24 protein-coding genes, 1 tRNA gene and 1 other RNA gene are annotated in these 23,704 nt (G+C 59.9%); 12 read left to right on the top strand and 14 right to left on the bottom strand.

Annotated elements, in window-relative coordinates; translation table 11 throughout:
• Positions 1-56: 56 nt before the first annotated feature.
• From ffs to AB731_RS11355, 4 genes are all read right to left on the bottom strand, one after another.
• Positions 57-151: signal recognition particle sRNA small type (gene ffs / locus AB731_RS13855), an RNA gene on the bottom strand.
• Positions 152-221: 70 nt separating this feature from the next.
• Complete coding sequence (locus AB731_RS11365; protein ID WP_047094037.1) at positions 222-503, bottom strand: ETC complex I subunit; 282 nt, start codon at positions 501-503, stop codon at positions 222-224.
• 14 nt (positions 504-517) lie between these two features.
• On the bottom strand, positions 518-2,962 hold the full coding sequence (gene hrpB, locus AB731_RS11360) for an ATP-dependent helicase HrpB (protein WP_047094038.1): 2,445 nt from the start codon (positions 2,960-2,962) through the stop codon (positions 518-520).
• A 9-nt stretch (positions 2,963-2,971) separates the two neighbouring features.
• A complete protein-coding gene (locus AB731_RS11355; protein WP_047094039.1) occupies positions 2,972-3,994 on the bottom strand; it encodes a polyprenyl synthetase family protein in 1,023 nt (340 codons plus the stop codon).
• A 95-nt stretch (positions 3,995-4,089) separates the two neighbouring features.
• On the opposite strand from AB731_RS11355, the gene AB731_RS11350 reads away from it, so the two are divergent.
• Positions 4,090-4,383 (top strand): chorismate mutase, encoded by a 294-nt coding sequence (locus AB731_RS11350; protein ID WP_047094040.1) that lies wholly within the window; start codon positions 4,090-4,092, stop codon positions 4,381-4,383.
• Between the two features lie 12 nt (positions 4,384-4,395).
• On the opposite strand, the gene AB731_RS11345 is transcribed toward AB731_RS11350, so the two are convergent.
• The 4 genes from AB731_RS11345 to AB731_RS11330 all read right to left on the bottom strand — a co-directional run bounded on the left by AB731_RS11345 (position 4,396) and on the right by AB731_RS11330 (position 7,733).
• Positions 4,396-5,877, bottom strand: a complete 1,482-nt coding sequence (locus AB731_RS11345) for a sensor histidine kinase (RefSeq protein WP_407921645.1) — start codon at positions 5,875-5,877, stop codon at positions 4,396-4,398.
• Positions 5,828-6,505 carry a response regulator transcription factor gene (locus AB731_RS11340; RefSeq protein ID WP_047094041.1) on the bottom strand — a complete coding sequence of 226 codons (678 nt, stop codon included), beginning with the start codon at positions 6,503-6,505 and terminating at the stop codon, positions 5,828-5,830. The genes AB731_RS11345 and AB731_RS11340 overlap by 50 nt, the downstream gene beginning before the upstream one ends.
• An 89-nt stretch (positions 6,506-6,594) precedes the next feature.
• Positions 6,595-6,912 carry a hypothetical protein gene (locus AB731_RS11335; protein WP_047094042.1) on the bottom strand — a complete coding sequence of 106 codons (318 nt, stop codon included), beginning with the start codon at positions 6,910-6,912 and terminating at the stop codon, positions 6,595-6,597.
• An 86-nt stretch (positions 6,913-6,998) separates the two neighbouring features.
• Complete coding sequence (locus tag AB731_RS11330) at positions 6,999-7,733, bottom strand: SIMPL domain-containing protein (protein ID WP_047094043.1); 735 nt, start codon at positions 7,731-7,733, stop codon at positions 6,999-7,001.
• Positions 7,734-7,842: 109 nt separating this feature from the next.
• On the opposite strand from AB731_RS11330, the gene AB731_RS11325 reads away from it, so the two are divergent.
• Both AB731_RS11325 and AB731_RS11320 read left to right on the top strand, forming a co-directional pair.
• On the top strand, positions 7,843-9,675 hold the full coding sequence (locus tag AB731_RS11325; protein WP_047094261.1) for an ABC-F family ATP-binding cassette domain-containing protein: 1,833 nt from the start codon (positions 7,843-7,845) through the stop codon (positions 9,673-9,675).
• 77 nt (positions 9,676-9,752) lie between these two features.
• Positions 9,753-11,192: a hypothetical protein gene (locus AB731_RS11320; protein ID WP_047094044.1), complete on the top strand. Its 1,440-nt coding sequence runs from the start codon at positions 9,753-9,755 to the stop codon at positions 11,190-11,192.
• Between the two features lie 6 nt (positions 11,193-11,198).
• On the opposite strand, the gene AB731_RS11315 is transcribed toward AB731_RS11320, so the two are convergent.
• Positions 11,199-11,672 (bottom strand): DUF6456 domain-containing protein, encoded by a 474-nt coding sequence (locus AB731_RS11315; RefSeq protein ID WP_047094262.1) that lies wholly within the window; start codon positions 11,670-11,672, stop codon positions 11,199-11,201.
• A 118-nt stretch (positions 11,673-11,790) separates the two neighbouring features.
• Between AB731_RS11315 and AB731_RS11310 the strand changes: the two genes are divergently transcribed.
• Positions 11,791-12,363: a helix-turn-helix domain-containing protein gene (locus AB731_RS11310; protein WP_047094045.1), complete on the top strand. Its 573-nt coding sequence runs from the start codon at positions 11,791-11,793 to the stop codon at positions 12,361-12,363.
• Positions 12,364-12,379: 16 nt separating this feature from the next.
• The gene (locus tag AB731_RS11305) at positions 12,380-13,579 is read left to right on the top strand and encodes a glycosyltransferase (protein WP_047094046.1); all 1,200 of its coding nucleotides are present in this window, start codon (positions 12,380-12,382) and stop codon (positions 13,577-13,579) included.
• Here AB731_RS11305 and secF read toward each other — a convergent pair.
• From secF to yajC, 3 genes are read right to left on the bottom strand one after another with little or no spacing between them, the layout of a single operon-like run.
• Entirely contained in the window at positions 13,549-14,526 is a 978-nt protein-coding gene (secF, locus tag AB731_RS11300) for a protein translocase subunit SecF (protein ID WP_047094047.1), read from the bottom strand. The two genes, AB731_RS11305 and secF, sit on opposite strands and share 31 nt — an antisense overlap.
• A gap of 14 nt (positions 14,527-14,540) precedes the next feature.
• Positions 14,541-16,139 (bottom strand): protein translocase subunit SecD, encoded by a 1,599-nt coding sequence (secD, locus tag AB731_RS11295; protein WP_047094048.1) that lies wholly within the window; start codon positions 16,137-16,139, stop codon positions 14,541-14,543.
• Between the two features lie 20 nt (positions 16,140-16,159).
• Positions 16,160-16,480: a preprotein translocase subunit YajC gene (gene yajC, locus AB731_RS11290; RefSeq protein WP_047094049.1), complete on the bottom strand. Its 321-nt coding sequence runs from the start codon at positions 16,478-16,480 to the stop codon at positions 16,160-16,162.
• A gap of 195 nt (positions 16,481-16,675) precedes the next feature.
• Here yajC and AB731_RS11285 point away from each other — a divergent pair.
• The 6 genes from AB731_RS11285 (at position 16,676) to AB731_RS11260 (ending at position 20,829) form a co-directional block, all read left to right on the top strand.
• Positions 16,676-16,752, top strand: a tRNA-Pro gene (locus AB731_RS11285).
• Positions 16,753-16,931: 179 nt separating this feature from the next.
• Positions 16,932-17,345 (top strand): holin family protein, encoded by a 414-nt coding sequence (locus tag AB731_RS11280; RefSeq protein ID WP_047094050.1) that lies wholly within the window; start codon positions 16,932-16,934, stop codon positions 17,343-17,345.
• A gap of 103 nt (positions 17,346-17,448) precedes the next feature.
• Positions 17,449-17,883 carry a type II 3-dehydroquinate dehydratase gene (gene aroQ, locus AB731_RS11275; protein ID WP_047094051.1) on the top strand — a complete coding sequence of 145 codons (435 nt, stop codon included), beginning with the start codon at positions 17,449-17,451 and terminating at the stop codon, positions 17,881-17,883.
• A 91-nt stretch (positions 17,884-17,974) separates the two neighbouring features.
• Positions 17,975-18,484 (top strand): acetyl-CoA carboxylase biotin carboxyl carrier protein, encoded by a 510-nt coding sequence (gene accB, locus AB731_RS11270; RefSeq protein ID WP_047094052.1) that lies wholly within the window; start codon positions 17,975-17,977, stop codon positions 18,482-18,484.
• Between the two features lie 7 nt (positions 18,485-18,491).
• Positions 18,492-19,853 (top strand): acetyl-CoA carboxylase biotin carboxylase subunit, encoded by a 1,362-nt coding sequence (gene accC, locus AB731_RS11265; RefSeq protein WP_047094263.1) that lies wholly within the window; start codon positions 18,492-18,494, stop codon positions 19,851-19,853.
• A 31-nt stretch (positions 19,854-19,884) separates the two neighbouring features.
• Positions 19,885-20,829, top strand: a complete 945-nt coding sequence (locus AB731_RS11260; protein WP_231638929.1) for an SDR family NAD(P)-dependent oxidoreductase — start codon at positions 19,885-19,887, stop codon at positions 20,827-20,829.
• Here the strand turns inward: AB731_RS11260 and AB731_RS11255 are convergent.
• Together AB731_RS11255 and AB731_RS11250 are read right to left on the bottom strand one after the other, a co-directional pair.
• On the bottom strand, positions 20,826-21,257 hold the full coding sequence (locus tag AB731_RS11255) for a GFA family protein (RefSeq protein WP_047094053.1): 432 nt from the start codon (positions 21,255-21,257) through the stop codon (positions 20,826-20,828). The genes AB731_RS11260 and AB731_RS11255 overlap by 4 nt on opposite strands.
• Before the next feature lies 1 nt (position 21,258).
• The gene (locus tag AB731_RS11250; RefSeq protein WP_047094054.1) at positions 21,259-21,726 is read right to left on the bottom strand and encodes an Lrp/AsnC family transcriptional regulator; all 468 of its coding nucleotides are present in this window, start codon (positions 21,724-21,726) and stop codon (positions 21,259-21,261) included.
• Between the two features lie 204 nt (positions 21,727-21,930).
• Here AB731_RS11250 and AB731_RS11245 point away from each other — a divergent pair, with 204 nt between their 5' ends.
• Positions 21,931-23,685, top strand: coding sequence for a sensor histidine kinase (locus AB731_RS11245; protein ID WP_047094055.1), 1,755 nt, complete (start codon positions 21,931-21,933; stop codon positions 23,683-23,685).
• The last annotated feature ends 19 nt before the right edge of the window (positions 23,686-23,704 follow it).

Here is a 23,704-nt window from a genome sequence, read left to right as displayed (position 1 = left end):
AGGCTCTCACCCGGCGAATGTCATGGCCGCATTGCCACCAAGAATGTATATTTTGTGAAAAAGGAGCCGAGCGACCCGCTGCCATTTACCTGGGCTGCTTCCTTCCGGATCTGACCCGGTGAGCAAACGCGAACGTCCACCCGACTCCCGCGCCGCATATGGCGAGGAGTGAAAGGAATTTCAACTGCAAAGCGGCGCGGCAACATTGTACCGCCCAAAGCTTATCGGAAATTGTCGGCGTAGGCCTGCAGCTTCAGCCGTTTGGCCGGAACAGTGTGCACCCGCGCGGAGATGCCGTATTTTGCGGCATAAGCCTGCGCCGCCTCAGAGCTTTCGAAGGATAGCTTCACCTGCTGGCGCGTGTCTCCACTGCCGCTCCAACCCATGAGCGGATCAGCTTTCTTCGCCTCTGCAGGCACGAAATCGAGCACCCACTCGTCCGTGTGTGCCTGACCGGATTGCATCGCGCTTTGCGGGCGTTTGTAGATACGAGCTTCTGCCATGCATGGCCTCTAATTCACCCGCCCCCGTTTTTGAAGGCATTTTTGAAGGCGTTTTTGGTCTTCAGGCTCGGTTTCTCTGTCCACGGCTCTTCCGGCCAGCGGTGCCTCGGGTATCGGCCCTTCATATCCTTGCACACATCCGCCCAACTGCCGCGCCAAAATCCGGACAAATCGCGGGTTGCCTGAATGGGCCTGCCAGCCGGGCTGGTCAGATGGATGAGGAGGGGCGTGCTGCCAATCATGGGATGCTGGTCGAGCCCGAACAGAGCCTGCACGCGGACCTCCACGCTGGGCGCATGTTCGCCCGCGTAATCGATGGCATGGCTGGTGCCTGCCGGGCTGGTGAAGTTCCGCGGAGCGCGCGTATCGATTTGTTGCCGTTCATCCCATGACAGCAGGTTCAATGCCGCCTCGCCGTAGCGCGAAGGGGCCAAGGCGAGATCACGGCGTCCGGTAAGCAGCGGCTCCAGCCAGTCCTGCGCTTTCGCAGCCAAAGTCTCTGGGCCGAGCGCATCAACTCCGGCAAAGCGCGCCCGCGCCAGCAGACCGGATGGCAGCAATTCCCCCAGCTTTTCCACCGCCTTCTCCACAAGGATATCCAGAAGCGCTTGCGGGTCAGGATCGGGATCAGGCCCGCTTGTCAGGGTGATCGCGCCCAGCCTGCGTTCGCGGCGCGCTTCGACGCGGGCGTCCGCCTCGTTCCAGCGGGCGACAGTGCGCGTTTCTATCAAGTGGCCAAGATGCCGCTCGATATCCTGCGGGGACAGTTCCGCCGCCGCCACGATCCTTGCGCCCTTCAACTGACCCTGCGCATCGGCGATCACCAACCACTCCGCGCGCGCCAGCGGCGATGCTGGATCCAGCTGATAGCCCCTGCCACCCGCCGACAACCAGTGTTCGCCGGACCCGCCGCGGGCTCTCGCAATATTGTCCGGCTGCGCGAAGGCGAGGAACAGTGCGGGGTTTCGGTCCCCTGCATCCGCGCCTGTTACCAGCCGCTGCGCTGCATGTGCCCATCGCTGCGCCAGTTTGCGCGATGCCTCTGCCTTGCCGCCGCGATCGCCATTCCAGCGGTGCAGTCGCTGGAGCAAATCTTCGGACCGGCCACCAAGGCCGCGCTCCTGCTGCAACAGCACCAGTTTTGCAGCATCAAGAGCTTGCCCCGCTTCCGCCCCGAACAGCACGGCGGCCCCGGCCACAGGGTCCATCGGCAGGCTGGCGATCTGATGGCCCTGCGGCGTGATCGCGCCCTTTGCATCCAGAGCGCCGAGCTTTGCCAGCCGGTGCCGCGCGCTCGCTATGGAGGCTTCTGGCGGCGTGTCGAGAAATTGCAGGTTTGCGGGATCAGTGACGCCCCATTTTGCGAGGTTCAGCACCAGCGGAGCCAGATCGGCACTGAGCATTTCGGGCGTGTCGAATTCAGGCCGGCCGGCGTGCGCGGCCTCTTCCCAAAGACGAAAGGCGACACCCGGACCAAGCCTCGCCGCGCGCCCTGCCCGCTGCGCCGATGCGGCCCTGCTGGCGCGGTGCGTTACCAGATGTGTGGTGCCAGCCGCCCGGTCGAACTCGGCCCGGCGGCTCATCCCTCCATCGACCACGATCGAAACACCCTCCAGCGTCAGCGATGTTTCGGCAATGCTGGTGGCCAGCACGATCCGCCTGCGACCATCCGGATCGCTGCGAATGGCGGCGCGCTGGTCTTGCGGTTGCACCTGCCCGTGAAGAGGCAGGATCGGCGTATCACTCAGGCGCGCCTGAAGCGTTTCCCGAGTCCGCTCGATCTCGCGAACGCCGGGCAGAAAAGCGAGTATATCGCCCTCCTCTTCCCGCCACGCCTGCAAGACGGCGGAAGCGACCGCATCCTCCAGCCGCCTTTCCGGCGACGCGCCAAGCCACCGTATTTGCAGCGGATAGGCCTTGCCCTCGCTTTCGATAACCGGGGTGCTCTCCCCCATCAGCCGACCAAAGCGCGCGCCGTCGATGGTTGCGGACATGACGCAAATGCGAAGATCTTCGCGCAGCACGCCTTGCGTTTCCAGCGCCAGTGCAAGTCCCAGATCGCTGTCCAGATGCCGCTCATGCGCCTCATCGAACAGCAGCGCGGAAACGCCTTCCAGTTCCTGATCTTCCAGCAAGCGGTTTACGAGAATGGCCTCTGTCACGACCAGAATGCGGGTCGCTTTGGAGGTTTTGCTGTCCATCCGCGTCAAATAGCCGACCCGCTCTCCGACACGCTCGCCCAGCATTTGCGCCATTCGCTCTGCTGCGGCACGCGCCGCAACGCGGCGCGGCGAGGTGATGATGATTTGGCCGCTGCACCATTCCTCGCCCAGCAATGCGGGCGCGACAGCCGTGGTCTTGCCCGCGCCCGGAGGAGCGACCAGCACGGCCGAACTGCCCTCTCGCAATGCGGAAAGCAGATCCGGCAGGACGGCATTGATGGGGAGTTCTGCGGTCACGCGACCGCCTCAGTAACCCCGTGCCACCGCAAATTGCGCGGCTTCCACCATCGCACGGCGAGCGGCGGAGTCGGGGAAAATGCTCAGGGCATCACAGGCGCGCTGGGCATAATGACGGGCGCGTTCACGGGTAGCAGACACGCAATCATGCTTGCGGATCAGCTCTACCGCATGGGCAAGATCTGTATCCTCTACCGTGAAACCGGCGATCGCATCTTCCCAGAAGCGGCGTTCTTCCTGATTGCCGCGGGCATAGGCGAGGATCACAGGCAGTGTCATCTTACCCTCGCGGAAATCATCCCCGCGATCCTTGCCCATTTCGGCAGCATCGGAATCATAGTCGATCGCATCGTCGACGAGCTGAAATGCGATGCCGAGGTTGCGGCCATAGTCGTCCAGCGCCATTTCCTCTGCGTCAGGTCGCTCGGCCACGACAGCGGCAATGCGGCTGGCGGCGGCGAACAGGGCCGCCGTTTTCGCGCCGATAATGTGGAGGTAACGTTCCTCGCTCGTTTCGATCTTGCGCTGGGCTGTCAGCTGGTCAACTTCCCCCTGCGCGATGATCGCACTGGCACCGGAGAGAATCTTCAGCACTTTCAGGCTGCCGTCCTCCACCATCAGTTCAAACGCGCGACTGAACAGGAAATCACCCACCAGAACGGTGGCCGGATTGCCGTAAACAATGTTGGCAGCGGATTTACCGCGGCGCATTTCACTGCCGTCGACAACATCATCATGCAGCAAGGTGGCCGTATGGATGAATTCTACAGCGGCAGCGAGCTTGTGATGGCGCGTGCCCTGGTATCCCACAACATCTGCCCCGGCGAGCGTCAGCATCGGGCGCATGCGTTTCCCGCCGCCGGAAATCAGGTGGCCGGCCAGCGCTGGAATCAGCGGAATTTCGCTCTGCATACGGTCAAGGATGATCGCATTCACCGAGTTCATAGGCGTAGCGGTCAGCGACAATATGGGCGTGAGCGTTGGACGCTCTTCGCTGTTGGCGCGCTTCAGGGGGACGACGTTGTCGCTCATGCGGGTTTCAATGGGGATGTCAGAGGGTGTTGGCAAGCGTGCATTTCTGCCGCATTGAATAGTAAATCCTAGCAACCGCCAGACAAAGCTGATTGATGACCGATCCCGCCACAGATGCCCAACTTGCCTCCTTCCGCCGCAGTATCGATAACATCGATGCCGCGCTGATTCACATTCTGGCAGAGCGATTTCGCATAACCCAGGCTGTTGGCCAGTATAAGGCGAAGACTTCGCTTCCTCCGGCCGATCCCGAGCGTGAAGCGAGGCAGATCGAGAGACTTCGCGCCTTGGCATCGGAAGCTGACTTGGACCCCGAATTCAGCGAAAAATTCCTGCGCTTCATTATCGATGAAGTGATCCGGCACCATCAGCGCGCTCGCGGCGAATAAGCTGCGTGAGGCTCATACTGTCACTGCGCCGCCTGCCCTGGGCAGCATAAGTTTCACAAGCAAGCCGCCCAGATCTTCGCTTTCGTGAAGCGACACATTGCCCCCGTAGATTTGCGCGACATCACGAACAATGGCGAGACCCAGGCCCGTTCCCGGTTTGCCAGTATCCAGCCGCGCTCCGCGGCCGAAGATTTCGTCGCGCGCCTTTTCAGGGATGCCAGCGCCATCATCTTCTATCCAGATAATATATTGCTCTGCTTCGGGCTCCGCATCCATCGTCACGAACACGCTGCCGCCACCGTATTTGGCTGCATTTTCAATAAGGTTGCCGAGCAGTTCATCAAGATCCTGCCGCTCCATCGCCACGTCGCCATCCTTGCCGTCGATATCAAAGCGCACATGGCTGTACAGGCGCGATACAGCGCGCTCCACACCGAGCGCACTTTCCATTGCGCTTGCCCTTGAAAGGCCCGTGGCCCGCCGCCCCACCGCTCGTGCACGGGCGAGATGGTGATCGACATGCCGCTGCATAGTATCGGCTTCGCGCAGCACGGTTTTATCCAGATCGGGTGACTGCGCATGGGCCGCGTTGTTGAGCACGGTAAGCGGAGTTTTCAGCGCGTGGGCCAGATTGCCCGCGTGGGTACGCGCCTCCTCCGCCTGCTTTTCGGAATGCGCCAGCAGCGCGTTGAGTTCTTGCACCATCGGCTGCACCTCCAGCGGCAATGGCTCTGTCACGCGGTTGAGCCCGGTGGACCGGATGCGGGCAATCGCTTGCCGAACACGGCGCAGAGGCCCCAAACCGTACCACGTCTGCGCCATCGCCATCAGAAAAAGCCCGATACCCAGGACAGCAAAAGACCAGGCAAGAGTAGCCCGTACCGTGGCAATCTGGTTGTCGATATCTTCCCGCTTTTGCGCGACCACAAATTGCCAGCGCACGTCACTGCCAGGAAGCTGGATAGTTCGCTGGGCAATGCGCAGCGGTTCATTTTCAAACTGGTCGGAATCGAAGAAGATTGTCTCCGTCGCGTTGATATCGTCGCGCACAGACAATCGGTCATCCCACAGGCTGCGCGAAGGCAGGGGGTTTTGGCCTTCTCCGCTGATTTGCCAGTACGAACCGCTGCCGGGCTCCAGATAGTTCTGGTCGCCAAGGATCGAGTTGAAGCGCACCTCGCCAAAAGGGTCCAGCTCGGCCGAGCGCAGCATGGAATTGAGAGGGATGGTCAGACGGTTATCGAATTCCGCCTGCAACTGGCTGGTCAGAACCCGATCCAGCGCAAATCCCCCGACACTGAGCAGAATGACGATCCATCCCGCCGCGATCACCATCATACGCCGCGACAAACTGCCGGTATGCGTGACTTTCAGGACGCCGCCAGCATCGTCCGCCAGCGCGCCTTCATCCTCTATCGAGGAGACATCTCCGGATGCGCCGTCGCTATTCGCGGGGCTGATCGTCGGGGTCGTCGAGGCTGTAACCGAGGCCACGGATCGTTGTGATCACTTCTGCGCCAAGTTTCTTGCGGATGCGGGTGACAAACACTTCGATCGTGTTCGAATCGCGGTCGAAATCCTGATCGTAGATATGTTCGATCAATTCTGTGCGGCTGACCACCTTGCCCTTGTGATGCATAAGGTAGCTCAGCAGCTTGTATTCCTGCGCTGTCAGCTTGACCGGTTCCCCGGCCAGAGTGACACGGCCCGAACGGGTGTCGAGCCGCACCGGGCCAGCCGTCAGTTCGGATGAGGCATTGCCCGACGCGCGGCGGATCAGCGCGCGCAAACGGGCAATCAGCTCTTCCGTCTGGAATGGTTTGGCGAGATAATCATCTGCGCCTGCGTCCAGCCCGGCGACCTTGTCAGACCAGCTGTCCCGCGCCGTCAGCACCAGCACCGGGAATTTGCGGCCTTCCTTGCGCCACATGCCAAGCACGGTAAGTCCATCGATCTCGGGCAAGCCAAGATCGAGGATTACTGCATCATATTCTTCGGTGCTGCCCATGAAATGGCCGTCTTCACCATCGACGGAGAGGTCGACTGCATAGCCATTCTGCTCAAGCGTAGACTTAAGCTGCTGGCCGAGCGTCGGTTCATCCTCAACGATCAAAATTCGCATCAATTCTTCCCTGCATTCAGACACGCACAGTGTTGCGCGTGCAACATGAACGCGTCAAGCGAGCGGACAGTTTCCAATGGGGAGAGGATTTAGCGTGAAACGCGCAGGACGCGCGCCGTCTGCGCATCGACATCAACCCATATCATCCGGCCGTTACGGATGAATTTGAGCCGGTATGCCTGCGCTGTCGAATCATATTCGAAGCCGATATATTCATCGCCATCACGCATCTGCGGGATGATCCGGCGTTCGATATCACGGATCGGCATGTTGCGACCGGCCTGCATTTCAGCCCGCGCACTGTTCTGGTCCCCGCGCGAACGGTCTTGCGCGGACGCAGGAGCAGGCGCTGCTGCAAGCGTCGCAGCCAGTGCAATTGCGGCGAAAAAGGCGGTTGGGAATTTCATGATGGGGTTGTGCCTAAACCAGCCGCATTGAACAAGAAGTGAATTCGAAGCGCCGCAACCGTTCAGCTACGGCGCATCGAACCCCTTTAATTCACCAATTCATATGTGAAGTTGACTGAAACGCTCGCATTGATCTGGCCAGGCCGCACGGGAGTGAGTTCGCTGCGTGAAACTGGCGATGCTGTAACGATTATGTCTCCCTGATAAGGCATCGGCGCCGAGGTGACGACATTCTCGCTGATCTGGAGCAGGCGTATATCGGCATATCCGGACATTCTGGCATATTCCCTTGCCTGTTCGCGGCCCGTCTGGAAGGCGGCTTGCCGTGCCTGCTCGACTGCGGGAGAAGGGTCCTCAACCGACCATCCTATTCCTCCGAGATCCGTCGCTCCTACGGCCACCAGCGCATCCAGCACTTCTCCGGTCTTCTGGATATCACGCACCTTTACATTGACCCGGTTCATCACGCGGTATCCACGAAACACCTGCTCGCCCGTCGACTGGTTATATGCGTAATCCGGGTTGAGGCTGATCCCGCTCGTCTGAATGTCATCCTCGTCGATGCCGAGAGACTCGATCCGGTCGATCACCCGGGTCATCGCCTGCGCATTCTGACGAAGCGCTTCCACTGCCGTCGGCTCGACAGTGGTAACGCCCGCGCTGAGGTTGGCGATGTCTGGATCGAGGGAAACGTTCTCGGTCACACCGAGAGCGACAACAGGGCCGCTTGATTGAACTTGGACCTGGGCGATTGCGGTCGATGACATGAGCGGGACCGTCATTATCGCAGCGGCGATAGCGGGTATGAAAAGTTTCTTCATAATGCGACTCCATTTGAACAGCGCCACAGGTGCGCCATTGACGATAACGCGGCGATGAATGATCGCGTTCCTTGCCAGCAGGCCCGCCCATGACTACCTGCCCGCCATCATGGCTGAACCACCGATCCTATCGCTCGAAGGGCTTGGCCTGCAACAAGGCGGCCGCTGGCTGCTGGGCGATCCCGCTTTGGGGGATGGTAGTGGGCTGGATCTGCACATCGGCCCGCGTGACCGGATCGCGCTGATCGGTCGCAACGGCGTCGGCAAAACCACCTTGCTGCGGCTGATTACCGGCGAGATCGAGCCTGATCGCGGCGTGCGCAAGGTAAAGTCCCACGCAAATATCGTGTGGCTGGAGCAAGAACCGGATTTCGATGCCTGCGCCACCCTGATGGATTTTGCGCTTTCCGGTGATCGTGCTCCGCCCGAACACGCGGTTGACGCCATCGCCGGTCAGCTAGGCATCGACATGACGACCGATGCCAGCACCGCCAGCGGCGGGGAGCGGCGCCGCGCTGCTATCGCCCGCGCATTGGCGCAGGAGCCGGACGTGCTTCTGCTGGATGAACCGACCAACCATCTCGACCTTGCCGCGATCGACTGGCTGGAAAGCTGGCTGGACCGGTACAAGGGTGCATTCATTGTCATCAGCCATGACCGGACTTTCCTGAAACGCCTGACCCGCGCCACTTTGTGGCTCGACCGGGGCGCTCTGCTTCGGAAGGAAGTGGGCTTTGGCGGATATGAAGCTTGGGAAGCGCAGGTCTATGCAGAAGAAGCACGCGCGGCTCACAAGATGGACGCCAAGCTCAAAATAGAAGCGCACTGGCTGGAGCGCGGGGTCACTGCGCGCCGAAAGCGTAATCAAGGCCGTCTTGAAAAATTGTGGGAGATGCGCGCAGCCCGCGCTGCAATGATCACGCCAGGAGGCACGGCAAAACTCAAGCTGTCGAGCGATGCGGATTTCAAAAGCAAGTCCGTGATTGTGGCCGATGAAATCAGCAAGACGTATGACGGACGGCAAATAATAAAGCCGTTTTCCCTGCGCATCCAGCGCGGCGACCGAATCGGCATCGTCGGCTCCAACGGCGCAGGAAAGACCACGCTGCTCAAGATGCTGACGAAAGAAATCGAGCCTGACAGCGGCACGGTTACGCACGCCAATACCCTGAGCGGGGTGATGATCGACCAGCAGCGATCCTTACTCGATCCGCAGAAATCGGTGCGCGATGTGCTGGTGGAAGGCGGCGACTGGATCGATGTGCGCGGAGATCGCAAGCACGTGCAGGCCTATATGAAGGACTTCCTGTTCGACCCCGGTCTGGTCGATGCGAAGATCGGTACCTTCTCCGGCGGAGAACGTAGCCGTCTGCTGCTTGCCCGCGAATTTGCCCGCACTTCCAATTTGCTGGTTTTGGATGAGCCGACCAACGACCTCGATCTGGAAACGCTCGATCTGCTGCAGGAAGTGATCGCCGATTACGAAGGCACGGTCCTGATTGTCAGCCATGATCGCGATTTTCTCGACCGTACAGTAACCGTCACGCTGGGCCTGGATGGCACCGGCACTGTCGATATCGTCGCCGGCGGTTATGAGGACTGGCAGGCAAAGCGGGCGCAGAAGAACGGGAAGAAGTCTGGCGCTGAAAAACACCAGGATGGGTCTGAAACATCTGCAACGCCAACTCCGCCGCCTCCGCCGCCGCCAAAGTCGACCAAGCTTTCCTTCAAGGACCAGCGCGATCTCGATCTGCTTCCCGCCCGGATAGAAGAGCTGGAAGAGCTTATCGCAAAAGGCGAGGCGGCCTTGGCAGACCCTGATCTCTACACTGCCGATCCCGACCGTTTCGCCCGCATAAATGCGTCGCTGGAACTGGCGCGAGAGGAGAAGGACGCGGCGGAAGAACGCTGGCTGACCATTGCCGAACAGGCTGAAGGATAAGCGCTGCCGAGGTGTAAATCCGCAATTAACCAATTCTGCTCACAGCGTTTGCACCAAACTCCTGCAAAAGGCGCTTCATGGGCACTGCTGCATCTTCCGCACTTCGTACCGACATCGCTTCTGATGGACCCGCCTATGGCAGTCTCGAAGCGATGGCTGGCGGCATGCGCAAGCTTAAGAAGAAGCCTGTCCTGGTGCTTGATCCGGAAGAACTGGCGCAGGCCCATGCAATGTTTCATGAAGCCTCGGCAGAACTGCTGGGTGAAGATGTCGAACGTGCGCCCCGTCCTGTTGCGATCCTTGGCCTTGCGCCGATGGATGACGACGAAGATGCGGACGAAATGGATCAGGCAGATGAAGCCGAGGCTGAGGCAGACTTGCCCGCACCCGAAGCTGTGCTTTCGCTGACCCGCAAGAAAACCGCCCTGCCTCCTTTGGATGATTTCGCAGCAGAAGATCCTGCAGCCGATCAGGACGAGTCCTTGCCGGCGATGGATGATGTGCCGATCGCCGCCCCGATCGAAGATGGCCTCGACCTGGCCACCCGGATTTTTCCATCCCTCCCGCTCCGCCCTCTTGAACAGGACGAGGACGATATCGAGGACGATGTTGAGGTTGGCGACTCCGCAAGCGACAAGTTCGCTGGTCCGGAAAAGCCTGTCGCGATGCCCGAAAATGTTCCGGAATTGCCCCGCTCGCTCGCATCCGAGCCAGAACCGGAGCCAGAATCCTCCACCGAAGAACCGGATCTGACGGCAGAGAAGGCTATTGTGCCTGATCAATTCACGGAGATGCCCGCCGCACCTGCGGCACCGGTTTCAAAGCCGCCTCAAGGTACGGTACCAAGGGACGAGTTCACCTTCACGCCCGCCCCGTCATCACGGCCTGCGATCACACCGGCTCCGGCTCCGGTCCCTGCCGCAGGGCACCAGACCGAGGTAACTCAGCGCCCTGCACCAGCAGCATTGCACGCACCGGTCCACGCACAAGCGCCAGACGCTGCGCCCATCCCGTCCGGGTCGCCTGACAGCGAAAACGCGCTGCGTCCCGCACGTTTTGACGAGCTTAATCCCACAAAAGATTACGAGACACCGGAAGAGGTTTACGACCTCGACAACTGGCTTGCAGAACCGCAATCCAAAGCCGCAGCTGTCATTCCAGAAACTTCGCTCCAGCAGGAGCCTGAAGCCGAAGCGCAAGCAACGGCAAAATCACATGACATCGCCACCGTAGAAAGCGTCGCTGTCGAAGACACGTCCGAAGCCGAAGCAGCACCCGCTGCCGACGAAACGCTGACCGGCGACGACCAAATCGATGGTTACGCCTTCATGCGCGATCCGCGATCACGCCGCTCTGCCATCGCGTCGGCCCAGCAGGGCCGCCAGAGCGCCCTGCGCGCAAAATTGCTGCGTGACGCAGAAGAAGACGCTGCCAAAGCACAGCAAAAAGATGCGTCCGGTTCGGACCTGATGGCTTTTTGGTCATGGATCAAAGGTTTCTTCGCGCCGAAGAGCTAGTCCGGCTCAGTCTATCCGGTAGAAGTCAGCAACTCGGTCCAACGCCAACCGCAGAACCAGTTTTCCGCTGCGGGCAGGCCACTTCAGCGCTTTTTCTGCAATCGGCAAGCTCTCACCAGCACACACGACACGCCACAGGATATCCTCTAGACCCCTGCCAGCCTGCGCCAGCGCACCATCGAACCGCGACCGGGCAGCGATTTGCCGTTCCGTTTGCGTCAATCCTTCGTCTGCCGTTCCGCGAATCCGCACCGGGTCCCACCGCATCGTGATGTTTGGCCCCAGTTCAGCCCGCTCATAATCGGCGCGCAGCCGCTCGCCCGCATCGAACAGGCGATCTTTAAGATGCCCGTGGGCATGCAGCCAGCCTAGCGGGCTTTCCGCCACATTCACGGTAACGCTGCGCCGCTGGCGCCGGGTGCCGCCGCTGCGGCGCGGCCCTTCAGATGTAAGTTCGCGTTCGACAAGCTGGCGCTGCATTGATTTCTCCTGGTGGCCGATCAGGTAAGCCGGTCGCGCCCCTTGCAAAATCGAATCGGTTGTAGGAAAGGTATTTTTCAACCAATTCGGTTAATTCACACAGGCGGAGAAACAGCGCGTGATCAATCGCATCAGGGATATTCGCAAGAGCAAGGGCATGACATTGGCCAAGGTTGCCGCTGCGTGTGAACCGCCCACGACAGCCCAAACCATCGGCCGGCTGGAAACGGGCATGCGCAATCTCTCGCTCGATTGGATGAACAAGATCGGTGCGGCGCTCGGCGTAGATCCGGAAGCTCTGGTGAAAGCGGCAGATGGCATGCAGCCGCAGGTGATCGCGCGGCTGACCATGTCCGGGGCGGAAAGCCTTTCACATCCGCGCGATGCCATTTTGCCCACGGAACTGATCGAGGGCGGCACGCTGGTGTGTCTCGAAATCGAAACCGGCCAAGGGGAATATCGCCCGGGCGATCAATTATGGATGCGTAAAATCTCCCCCGATGCAGCCGGGCAGCTGATCAACCGCGATGTTCTTGCCCCGCGCTCTGGCGGACGTTTTGCGTTTGGACGGCTGATTGACCGTCAGGGGACCATGGTTGGTCTGCTGCCCCCGGGTATCGGCCAGCGCCAGATCGTGATCGACAGCCCCGCATGGCTGGCCGCCGCCGAAATGCTGGTGCGAAAGCTGTAGGGCCGGAACCGCACCGATGCCGCGCATCCTGTCCATCGCCACGCTATATCCCAATGCGCACGCGCCGCGCTTCGGAACCTTTGTCGCGCGGCAGCTGGAGGCGCTTGCCGCCCGCGATGGCTGGGATATGACCGTGATCAATCCCATCGGGGTGCCGCCTGTTGCTGCAGGCCGCTACAAATCACTTGCAGAGGCTGCTGTCGATGGCGTGGAAGGCGGAGTCGCGGTGCACCGCCCGCGCTTCACCTTGATCCCGAAATTTGGCGCGCGGTTAAATCCGGCCCTTATTGCGCGGTCCGTGCTGCCGATCGCGCGGAGACTTCATGCAGAAAGACCGTTCGATCTGGTTGATGCACAATTTTTCTATCCCGATGGCCCTGCGGCAGCGCGGATTGCCCGCCAGCTGGACCTGCCCCTGAGTATAAAGGCGCGCGGCGCGGATATCTCCCACTGGGGCGCACAGGAGTTCTCGGCTGATAAGATGCGGCAGGCGGCAGATCAGGCCGCCGGGCTGCTGTCGGTCAGCATGGCACTGGCCCGCGACATGGCCAAAATCGGCCTGCCGCAAGACAAGATTACCGTTCACTACACTGGTCTGGATCGAACACTTTTCAAACCGCTTGATAAGGCGGAGTGCCGCCAGAAACTGGCCGCTGGTTTTGGCATTGCAGAAGGCGGGAGACTGCTTGCGACTGTTGGCGCCCTGATCCCGCGCAAGGGGCAGCGTTTCGTGATAGAGGCGCTGGAACAATTGGCCGACACGCAGTTGATCCTGGTCGGCAAAGGCGAGGATGAGCGGGCGCTGCGGCAACTCGCCGGCGATGCGGGTGACCGCGTGCATTTCCTCGGCAGCCTCGACCACAAATTGCTGCCTGTTGTTCTTTCTGCTGCTGATGCGATGGTTCTGCCTTCTGCCAGCGAAGGGCTTGCCAACGCCTGGGTCGAAGCGCTCGCCTGCGGCACGCCGCTTGTCATCACCGATGCAGGCGGCGCGAAGGAGCTGGTGCAAAACGATACCGCGGGCCGGATCGTGGATCGCACTGCAGATGCCATTGCCGCAGGTGTAACGGAGGTGCTCACCGCCAACTATGCGGCAGAGTGCGTGGCCAGCAACGCGGCGCAGTTCAGTTGGGAAGCGAACGCGGCGGCGCTGGCGAATTATTACAGCAGCCTGATTGCGCAGGCTCAGGTTTCTCCGCGAGCCTTCCGGTCCTGAAGATCCGCTACGGTTTCCTGCGGCACGAAGCTGTCGCTGGTCACGCCCAGCCAGATCAGGATTGGCGCGGCCATGTAAACCGAGCTGTAAGTACCGATGAAAATACCCACTGTGATCGCGGCGACAAGGCCGAACAGGCTGGCCGGGCCAAACAACAGCAGCGGCAGAAGCGCGATAAGCAGCGTCAAACTGGTCATCACGGTACGTGCCAGAGTCTCGTTGACCGAAAGGTCGAGCAGTTCGGGAAGAGGCATCTTGCGATACTTCTTCAGGTTTTCCCGGATGCGGTCATAGACCACGATCGTATCATTCAATGAGTAACCGATAATTGCTAGGATGGCGGCGATAATCTGCAAGCTGAATTCCATCTGGAACAGCGCGAACATCCCCAATGTCAGAGAAACGTCATGGAACAGGGCAAACAGCGCCCCGACACCGAACTGCCATTCGAAGCGGACCCAGATGTATAGCGAAATAGCCAGCATCGCGCCGAGCAGCGCCCAGACGGAGCGTTCACGGAACTCGCCAGCGACCTTGCCCGAAACGGTCTCGTTCGCATCACGGCGGACGTTCTCGAATTCGGATTGAATCTGGCTGACAACTTGCTCACCAATGGCATTGGCAGCGCCCGGTTCCTCTTCCGCCCCTTCGGGCAGCTGGATCCGGATGGACACAGAATTCGCGTCGCCAAACCGCTGGATCGCCGGCTCACCAAAGCCCAGTGTGCCGAGCCTTTCGCGCAGTTCGGGGATCGGTGCCGTCTCGCGATCTTCAAAGGTAACGCGCACTTCCTGGCCACCGGCGAAATCGACGCCGAAGTTTAGCCCCTGCGTCAGCACGAGGCCCCAGCTCGCAATGATCAGCAGAATGCTGACCACGTAGAATGGCATGCGCCATTTCAGGAACTTGATGTTCGTGTCTTCGGGAACGAGTTTGAGCAGTCGCATAATAATCTCCTCCCCTAAACGGTGATTTCAGTGGGCCGCTTGGCACGCAGCCAACCGGCAACCCACATGCGTGTGATGAACACGGCTGTGAATACGGTAGTGATCAGGCCGATGATCAGAACGACGGCAAAGCCGCGAACCGGGCCAGATCCGAAGCCGAGCAGCAGAGCGCCGGCAATGAAGTTGGTGATGTTCGCGTCATAAATGGCGCGGCTGGCTTCTTTGTAACCGTTTTCCACCGCCGCAACGACACGCCTACCGCGTTTTCGTTCTTCCCGGATGCGTTCATTGATCAGCACGTTGGCGTCCACCGCCGCGCCGATGGTCAGCACGAAACCGGCGATGCCGGGCAAAGTCAGCGTGGAATTGATCAGCGCCATGATGCCCAGGATCATCAGCACGTTCAGCACCAGTGCGCCCGTGGCGTAAACGCCGAAGCGTCCGTAGGATGCGATCATGAGCGCGATAACCAGCAGGGAACCAACCGCCATTGCGATGCCGCCCTTGACGATGGAATCGCGGCCAAGATCAGGCCCGACAGTGCGTTCTTCAATTACGGTCAGATCGACAGGCAGCGCGCCAGAACGAAGCTGAATGGCGAGGTTGTTGGCGGTTTCTGTCGTGAAGCCGCCCGAAATCTGCGCCGCGCCGCCAAGGATAGGTTCGTTGAAATTGGGGGCGGAGATAACATGGTCATCCAAGATGATGGCAAATCGCCGCCCGACGTTTTCCGTGCTCAACTGGGCAAAGCGTGCCCCGCCCTGCGGATCGAACTGAATGTTTACGACAGTTTCATTGGTTTGCGGATTTACGCCCTGCTGGGCTCCGGTCAGCCGGTCTCCGCGAATGCCGCCAAGCCGACGCACTGCTTCGAACTGACCGGCAAAATCGGAATCTTCGGCATACGGCACTATCTCGCTGCCGGGATTCGCAATGCCCTGCGCGACATCGCTTGGCAAAGCATTGGCATCAACCAGCTTGAATTCCAGCTCTGCCGTTTCACCCAGCAAAGCCTTCAGTGCGTCTGGATCTTCCAGACCCGGAACCTGCACCACGATGCGCGAGTCGCCCTGGCGAATGATCGTCGGCTCCCGCGTGCCGAGCGCATCGATACGGCGGCGCACGACTTCGGTCGCACTTTCCATCGCGCCTTCAACGGCCTCGTCGAGGCCCTGTTCGGTTTGCGTCAGGACCATGCGGTTGCCATCAACAACGTCCAGACGCCATTCCGCCACCAGTCCCGTGCCATTGATCAAATCGCGCAATTCTTCGCGCGCACGATCAATATCGGATGGATTTTCCAGCATGAAAGACAGCTGGTTATCAAGTGTGGAGAGATCGCCGATAGCGATTCTTGGTTCGGCATTGGCGAGCAAATCGCGGACCGATTCTTCCGCCGATTCGAGCCGCTGTTCAGCGACCTGCGACGGATCAGCCTCCAGCAGGATGTGGCTGCCCCCGGCAAGGTCGAGCCCGAGATTGATCTCCGGCCCTTCCAGGCTGTCAGGCAGATCGAGGCCAGCAAGGCCAGCGATCGAAGGCAACGCGGCGAACGCGAAGCCCAAGGTAATCACCCACAGCGTGATGCGCTTCCAAAGCGGAAAATCGAGCATGGACTTCAGCCCCGCCTTTATCAGTCGTTAGCCGGCTTGCCGCCGGGCTGCAGGATGTCACCAATTGTGGATTTCACCACCTTGATACGGGTGCCCTGCGCAATTTCGACTTCTGCGTAGATGTCATCGACCTTCACAACCTTGCCGACAACGCCGCCGGCAGTAACGATCTGGTCGTTCTTCTTGATCGCGCTGATCTTCCGCTGATGTTCTTTTGCGCGCTTCATCTGCGGGCGGAACAGCAGGAACCAGAAAATCAGCACCATGCCGATGATCGGAAGGAATTGTACCCAGCCCGGAGGTGCCGCCTGGGCACCGGCGGCGGCGAGAATATCAAGCATGTAAGCGATCCATTCGGAGCGTGAGTGACTAACAAAAAATGCCGGGAAAGTTCGAGCCGGAGGCGGTGCAAACCGCTCTATCCATGCCCTCTCCCCGATGTGTGGGTGCCGCGACTAGCAGCATTGCAGGTAGGTGGCAATCGAGGTGCTTGCTATCAAGCCCCTCCCTTTCTATAGGCGCCCTTCCACTGGTTTCGGGAAGTAGCGCAGCCTGGTAGCGCATCACACTGGGGGTGTGGGGGTCGCAGGTTCGAATCCTGTCTTCCCGACCAGTGGTTTCACCCCATTTACGGTCAGGCATGTTACGGTTAGGCACGTTACGGTCAGGCACGCGGCGGAGCACATTGCCCTGCCGCGGCTTGCGTGTGAGCGTTTCCCGGCCAGCGCGCTTTCCTACAGCAACCGATTCGGTTCACCGCCCGATGCGAATTTAACCGCAACGGAGCTGCCCATGGCTATTCTCGAATCACTAATCGGACCCATCGCCTCGATTATCGACAAGATCATTCCGGACAAGGAAGCGCGCGAACGCGCCAAGATCGAATTGATCAAACTGGAAGGCACGCAGGACATGCTGCAGATCGAAGCGCGCCTTTCCGCAATCGTGGCGGAGGCGAACAGCCGCGATCCGTGGACCAGCCGCGCCCGGCCCAGCTTTCTGTATGTGATGTACACGATCATCCTGTTCGCAATCCCGATGGGCGTTCTCGCCGCCTTCAGCCCCGCGACGGCTCGGGATATTGCGGTTGGCATGAATTCCTACCTCGGCGGCTTGCCGGAACCGCTCTACGCGCTCTTCGGCACCGGCTATCTTGGTTACACTGCCGCACGTCAGTGGGGTAAGGTGAAAGGTGTCGACAAATAAGACGCTGAAATCCGGTCCATGCTGTGTGCCTTTTAAACGCAATTGTGTCTGAAGCGCGCTTTGCCCTTGGCCGCCTGCCCCCGCAGCGGCTAAGGGCAAATGCATGACAGACACGGTATTTATTCTTAATGGGCCCAACCTCAACTTGCTTGGCGTTCGCGAACCCGAAATTTACGGATCGGAAACGCTCGATGATCTGGCGACGCGGGTGGAAGACAAGGCCAAGGCGCTTGGCCTCGAAGTCGAGATGCGCCAGTCCAACCATGAAGGTCACCTGACGGATTGGCTGCACGAGGCGCAGGCTGACGGTGCAAAGGCCGTTATCCTCAATGCCGGCGCCCTCACCCACACCAGCCTGGCGCTGTATGATGCGATCAAGTCGATCCGCACGCCTGTGATAGAAGTGCATATCTCGAATCCAGCCGCACGCGAAGCCTATCGCCACAAGAGCTATGTCGGGATGGCCGCAATCGGTTCCATCGCAGGCTTCGGCACCTACGGGTACGAATTGGCTCTCGAAGCGGCAGCCCAGCTGTAGCGCGCGCCGAGACTTTCCGCGGACACTTGCCATCACGCGCATCTGGTTCTAGCCCGAGCGCCAACTTGATTTACACAGTATTGGGGATTGCATGGCCGAGAAGAAGGCTCCTGCGCCGCGTCGTAGCGGAATGAGCGTTGATCCTGGGCTCGTGCGCGAGCTGGCGGATATGCTGGGTGAAACCGGCTTGACCGAAATCGAAGTGGAAGAAGGTGACAGGCGCATTCGCGTCTCGCGTGCAGGCCTGGTGGCAGCACCTGCGCATGCCATGGCAGCTCCTGCTGCTGCGCCGGTGGCTCCCGCACCCGATATGTCGGCGCCAAACGCCAGCGATGCGCCAGGCAATTCCGTTCAATCCGCAGAGCTGGCCAATGCGGTGAAATCACCGATGGTCGGGACCGCCTTCCTTGCACCCGAACCCGATTCCGACAATTTCGTTGCTGTGGGTGACACGGTGAAGAAAGGTGACACGCTGCTGATCGTGGAAGCCATGAAGGTGATGAACCCGATCACCGCGCCCGCCGATGGCACTGTCCAGCAATTGCTGGTCGGCAATGGCGAACCCGTTGAATTCGACCAACCCCTTATCGTAATTGCCTGATCCGACCATGGGCATTTCTCGCATATTGATCGCCAATCGCGGTGAAATCGCTTTGCGTATTCACCGTGCCGCGCATGAAATGGGGATCGAAACGGTCGCTGTGCATTCCACTGCCGATGCAGAGGCAATGCATGTGCGCCTTGCGGACCATGCGGTTTGCATCGGCCCGCCGTCGGCAACCGAAAGCTATCTCAACACCGCCGCGATTATTTCGGCAGCCGAAATCACCGATGCCGATGCAATCCATCCAGGCTACGGTTTCATGTCCGAAAACGCGCAGTTTGCGGACATTGTGGAAGCGCACGGGATCAAATGGATCGGGCCCAAGCCTGAACATATCCGCACCATGGGCGACAAGGTGCAGGCGAAGAAAACCGCTGGCGCGCTTGGTTTGCCGCTCGTCCCCGGATCGGACGGCGCAGTTTCCGATTTTGATGAAATGCGCCGGATCGCCGAAGAAATCGGCTTCCCCGTCATCGCCAAGGCTGCGGCCGGCGGCGGCGGGCGCGGGATGAAAGTCATTCCCAGCGCCGACAAGCTGGAATCGCTTGTCCGTCAGGCCATGAACGAGGCGAAATCTGCCTTTGGCGATGACACGATGTATCTGGAAAAATACCTCGGCAATCCGCGTCACATCGAATTTCAGGTGTTTGGCGACGGCAATGGCAACGCGATCCACCTGGGCGAACGCGATTGCAGCCTGCAGCGCCGCCACCAGAAGGTCTTCGAAGAAGCACCCTCCCCTGTCATCACACCGGAAGAACGTGACCGGATGGGCAGCCTTGTGGCGAACGCCATGGCGGACATGGGCTATCGCGGGGCCGGCACTATCGAATTCCTGTGGGAAAACGGCGAGTTTTATTTCATCGAAATGAACACCCGTCTGCAGGTAGAACATCCGGTCACAGAAGCTATCACCGGCATGGATCTGGTGCGCGAACAGATTCGCATTGCCGATGGCAAGCCGCTGTCGGTCACGCAGGAAGATCTGCAATTCCACGGTCACGCCATCGAATGCCGGATTAACGCCGAAGATCCGTTCACCTTTGCCCCGTCACCCGGCAAGGTAACCTATTATCATCAGGCAGGCGGCATGCATGTGCGCGTCGATAGCGGGCTGTACGCCGGCTACACGATTCCGCCCTATTACGACTCCATGATCGCCAAGCTGATCGTTTATGGCCGCACACGCGAGGGATGCCTTATGCGCCTTCGCCGGGCGTTGGAAGAAATGGTGATCGAAGGCGTAAAGACCTCGATCCCGTTGCATCAGGAACTGATCCACCAGCCCGATATCATCAGCGGCGATTACACCATCAAATGGCTGGAAGAATGGCTGGAGAAGCGTGCTGCGGAGGCGGAGGGCTGAGGTCCTTGCGTTTGGGTAATTGACCAAGCGCGTGCTCTTGTTCGGCGCCAGCGGCACTATCGGCAAGGCTACGGCCCACGCCCTGATTGCAGATGGTTACTCGGTGACGTGCTTTCTTCGTCGCTCTGATACAGGTGAGGCGATTGCTGCCGAGCTGGAGACGCTCGGATCTACCTGCCGCTTTGGCGACATAACCGATCCCTCTTCCATAGAGCGAGACGCGTTTGCAGGCGGCGAATTCCACGCGGCCGTATCCTGCATCGCGTCGCGCAGCGGAGAGCCCGGTGATGCATGGGCCATCGACCACCAGGCCAATTCCGACATCCTCAAGGCGGCCCGACAGGCAGGCGTTCAACATTTCACTCTGCTGTCTGCCATTTGCGTGCAAAAGCCGCTGCTGGCGTTCCAGCAAGCGAAGCTCGCGTTTGAGCGCGAGTTGATGGATTCCGCCCTTACATGGTCGATCGTGCGCCCGACCGCTTTCTTCAAATCGCTGTCCGGACAAATCGAGCGGGTAAAAAACGGCAAACCTTTCCTGCTGTTCGGCGATGGCGAATTGACGCGGTGCAAACCCATTAGCGACCGTGATCTGGGCAGCTATCTCTGCGCCACGCTGACCGATCCGGCTTTGCGAAATCGCATCCTTCCCATCGGCGGGCCCGGGCCAGCTATTTCGCCCAAGGAGCAAGGTCAGGAATTGTTCAAGTTAGTCGGCAAAGAGCCGCTTTTCCGGCATGTGCCTGTCGCCATGATGGACGCAGTTGTTGGCTTGCTGAGCGTTGCTGGGAAAGTGTCAGGCCGCGCCGCCGCAAGGGCCGCATATGCGCGCATCGGCCGGTATTATGCGACCGAATCCATGCTCGTGCTCGATCCGAAGACCCATGAATATCGTGCTGATCTAACGCCGGAAACCGGCAGCGATACGCTGTTCGAACACTATGCGCAGATGATCAGGGACGATCCAGAACGGCTTTAATCCAAGGTGAAGCCAGCGGCTTTCGCCTCGGTAATTACCTCTTCGCCCGTGAGTTTGGGATGGTCACCCTCGCCCGCCTGCCATGCGACCTTTTCGTCCACGAATATTTCGCGCCTCACGGGGAGAGCATTGGCGCCATCGAACAAGCCAGCGGCGAAGCTGCGATTGCCGGTTGGCAGGAAGTGATAAAACAAACAGCTGCCGCATTGCTTGCAAAAGCCGCGCTCGGCCCAGTCGCTGGAACGGTATACGCCGACAAATTCATCGTTTGCAAAGGCGAAGCTCTCCGCCTCCAGCGCACCGTAAAACGCGCCGCCAGATCGGCGGCACATGTCGCAGTGACAAATTTCAATATGATCCCTGGGATCGGTGAGCGTCACCTCAACCGCGCCGCACAAACAATGGCCCGCGAGTGTCTCGCCGCTCACGTCAAACTTCCAGCGGAACGCCCGGCTCGTGCTTGGCAGTGCGGATCGTCAGGCTCGTCTTGACGCTGGCTACATTGGGCGCCGGCGTCAGGCTGCTGGTGAGAAATTCCTGAAAACTCTGCAAATCGCGGCTGACGATCTTGAGGATAAAATCGATTTCGCCGTTGAGCATATGGCATTCACGCACTTCGGGCAGCGTCTTGATGTGTTCTTCGAAGCCGCGCAAATCTTCCTCTGCCTGACTGCGCAGGCTCACCATTGCAAAAACGGTGATCGCAAATCCCAGTTTGGAGGCATCAAGATCAGCGTGATAGCCGCGGATGACGCCATCTTCTTCCAGCGCGCGAACACGGCGCAGGCACGGCGGAGCAGTCAGCCCGACACGGCGCGCAAGATCTACATTTGTCACCCTGCCTTCCGACTGCAATTCAGACAGAAGCTTTCGATCAATTGAATCGAGAGTAGCCATTGCGAAATTCCCCTATCGTGTCCGCAAGCGAATTTTCCGTGCGGGAAATATCCGGCATCAAATATACCACCGGACCGAACTATTATTCTGTATGGCGGCAATTGTCCCTTTTTGCAACGCACTGCGCAGCGCGCATGTGCAGGTGGCCGGGTCTGGCTATGGCGCAGGTAAGAATTCCTTAACCTGTTGCCTATCGGAGCCCAGATGCAATTTGATGACCGCCTCGCCACAGTGCTGCGCTCCCGCGCAGACAGCGACGCGGTATTGCGCACCAAATACCGGCAATTGCTGGACTTGCTCGGGACATCGAAAGAAGAAGGCGACAGCGAGCTGCGCGCGCAGGCTTATGCCCGGTTGAATGAGCTGGCAGAGGCATTGCCGCAGGAAGAACAGGCGCGAATCTTGCGGGAACCGGGCCTGCGCCTGCGTAATCCTGCCCTTGTCGCTTTCCTGGCCCGGGGCGAGGCGAAGCCAGGCGCATCGGCGATGGCGACCGCGCGTTTGACCGATGAGGAATGGCTGGAGCTGATCCCGAAGCTGCCCGTAACTGCGCGGGGATTTTTGCGGCACCGGCGCGACCTGTCACCTGCGATAAAGGCGCTGCTGGCACGGCTCGGCGTAGGCGATCTGGTTCTGCCGGAGCCGGAAGGCGATGCTGCGGCACGGTCTCTACGCCAATCATCGGGATGGCAGTCAGCATCCCCGCCAATATCGACGCCAATATCAACACCGGCTTCGACACCAATATCGGCACCGGCATCACCACCGGCACGGACGTCGCCCGCTCCTTCCGCATCAAAACTGACAAATCCGCTTACCAGCGAAGAGGCTGGCATCGGCGCACTTCTCAAACGGATAGAGGCATTCCGGGAAACCCGCCGCAGCCAGCCGAACGATCCGCGCCTGCCCATGGGCGAAGACCAGCACGTGCAGCCGCTCCAGACAATCGAGTTTTCCTGCGATACCGATGGCATGGCAGTCTGGGCAGACGAAAACATTGCTCCGATGATAGTGGGTATGCAGCTGACCTCCTCGCGGACGAGCACGCTGATCACGATGGATTTGGATACAAAGGCTGCGTTCGCAGCGCGCCAGCCGGTTTATGCAGCCAGGATCACCGTCAACGCCGCACCTGAAATTTCCGGCCAGTGGCACCTCGATGCGGCCCCGCTGTTCGATCCCGCAACAGGCAGCTTCATCGGATACAGGGGCTGCCTTCGTCATGCTGTGGAAATTGTCGCTGCCGAGGAGGAAAGCGAGGCGGACGCCATGCGGCAGGTGCTGCATGAATTGCGCACCCCGGTAAACGCCATTCAGGGCTTCGCCGAAATCATCCAGCAGCAATTGTTCGGCCAGGTCCCGCATCAATACCGCGCTCACGCTGCCTCTATCGGCGTCGATTCGGCTACCTTGCTCGCCGGCTTTGACGAGGTTGACCGGCTGGTCCAACTGGAAGCCGATACGATGGAGCTTGAACCGGGCACTGCCGATCTGCGCGCCGCCGTTTCCGAAACAGTGCAGCGGTTGCAGGCAGTTCTTCGCCCGCGCCACGCTGGTTTCAGCCTGAATGTCAGCGGTGGGCCCTTCGTGACCGCACTCAGCCGGTCAGAAGCACTCGCGCTGTGCTGGCGCTTGCTGGCAACCGCCGCCGGGGCACTTGCTCCGGGAGAGGAAGTGGATCTTGTGCTGACAAGCGATGGCAGTGAAATTCAGTTGGAGCTTGCTGCGCCGCGGTCTCTCACAGATGGCGGCATGGCCGATCCAGCCGAAAGCGGAAGGCAGCGGGCCGTTAACGCGGGCATGTTCGGGCCCGCTTTTGCATTCCGTCTGGCACAGGCAGAAGCAAAGTCGGCGGGCGGTTATTTAAATTGTAAAACAAATCGCGTAACGCTCGTCGTTCCAGCCTTGACCGTCCATGACGGTGAACCTAGCGCGGGAAAGGGACGCATAGGCGAGTAAAAGCTCGCAAACATTTTTG

Source organism: Aurantiacibacter marinus (genome assembly GCF_001021555.1).
Lineage (GTDB): Bacteria > Pseudomonadota > Alphaproteobacteria > Sphingomonadales > Sphingomonadaceae > Alteraurantiacibacter > Alteraurantiacibacter marinus.
Note: the sequence above shows the minus strand (reverse complement) of the source record. Positions and strands in the feature narration are given on the sequence as shown.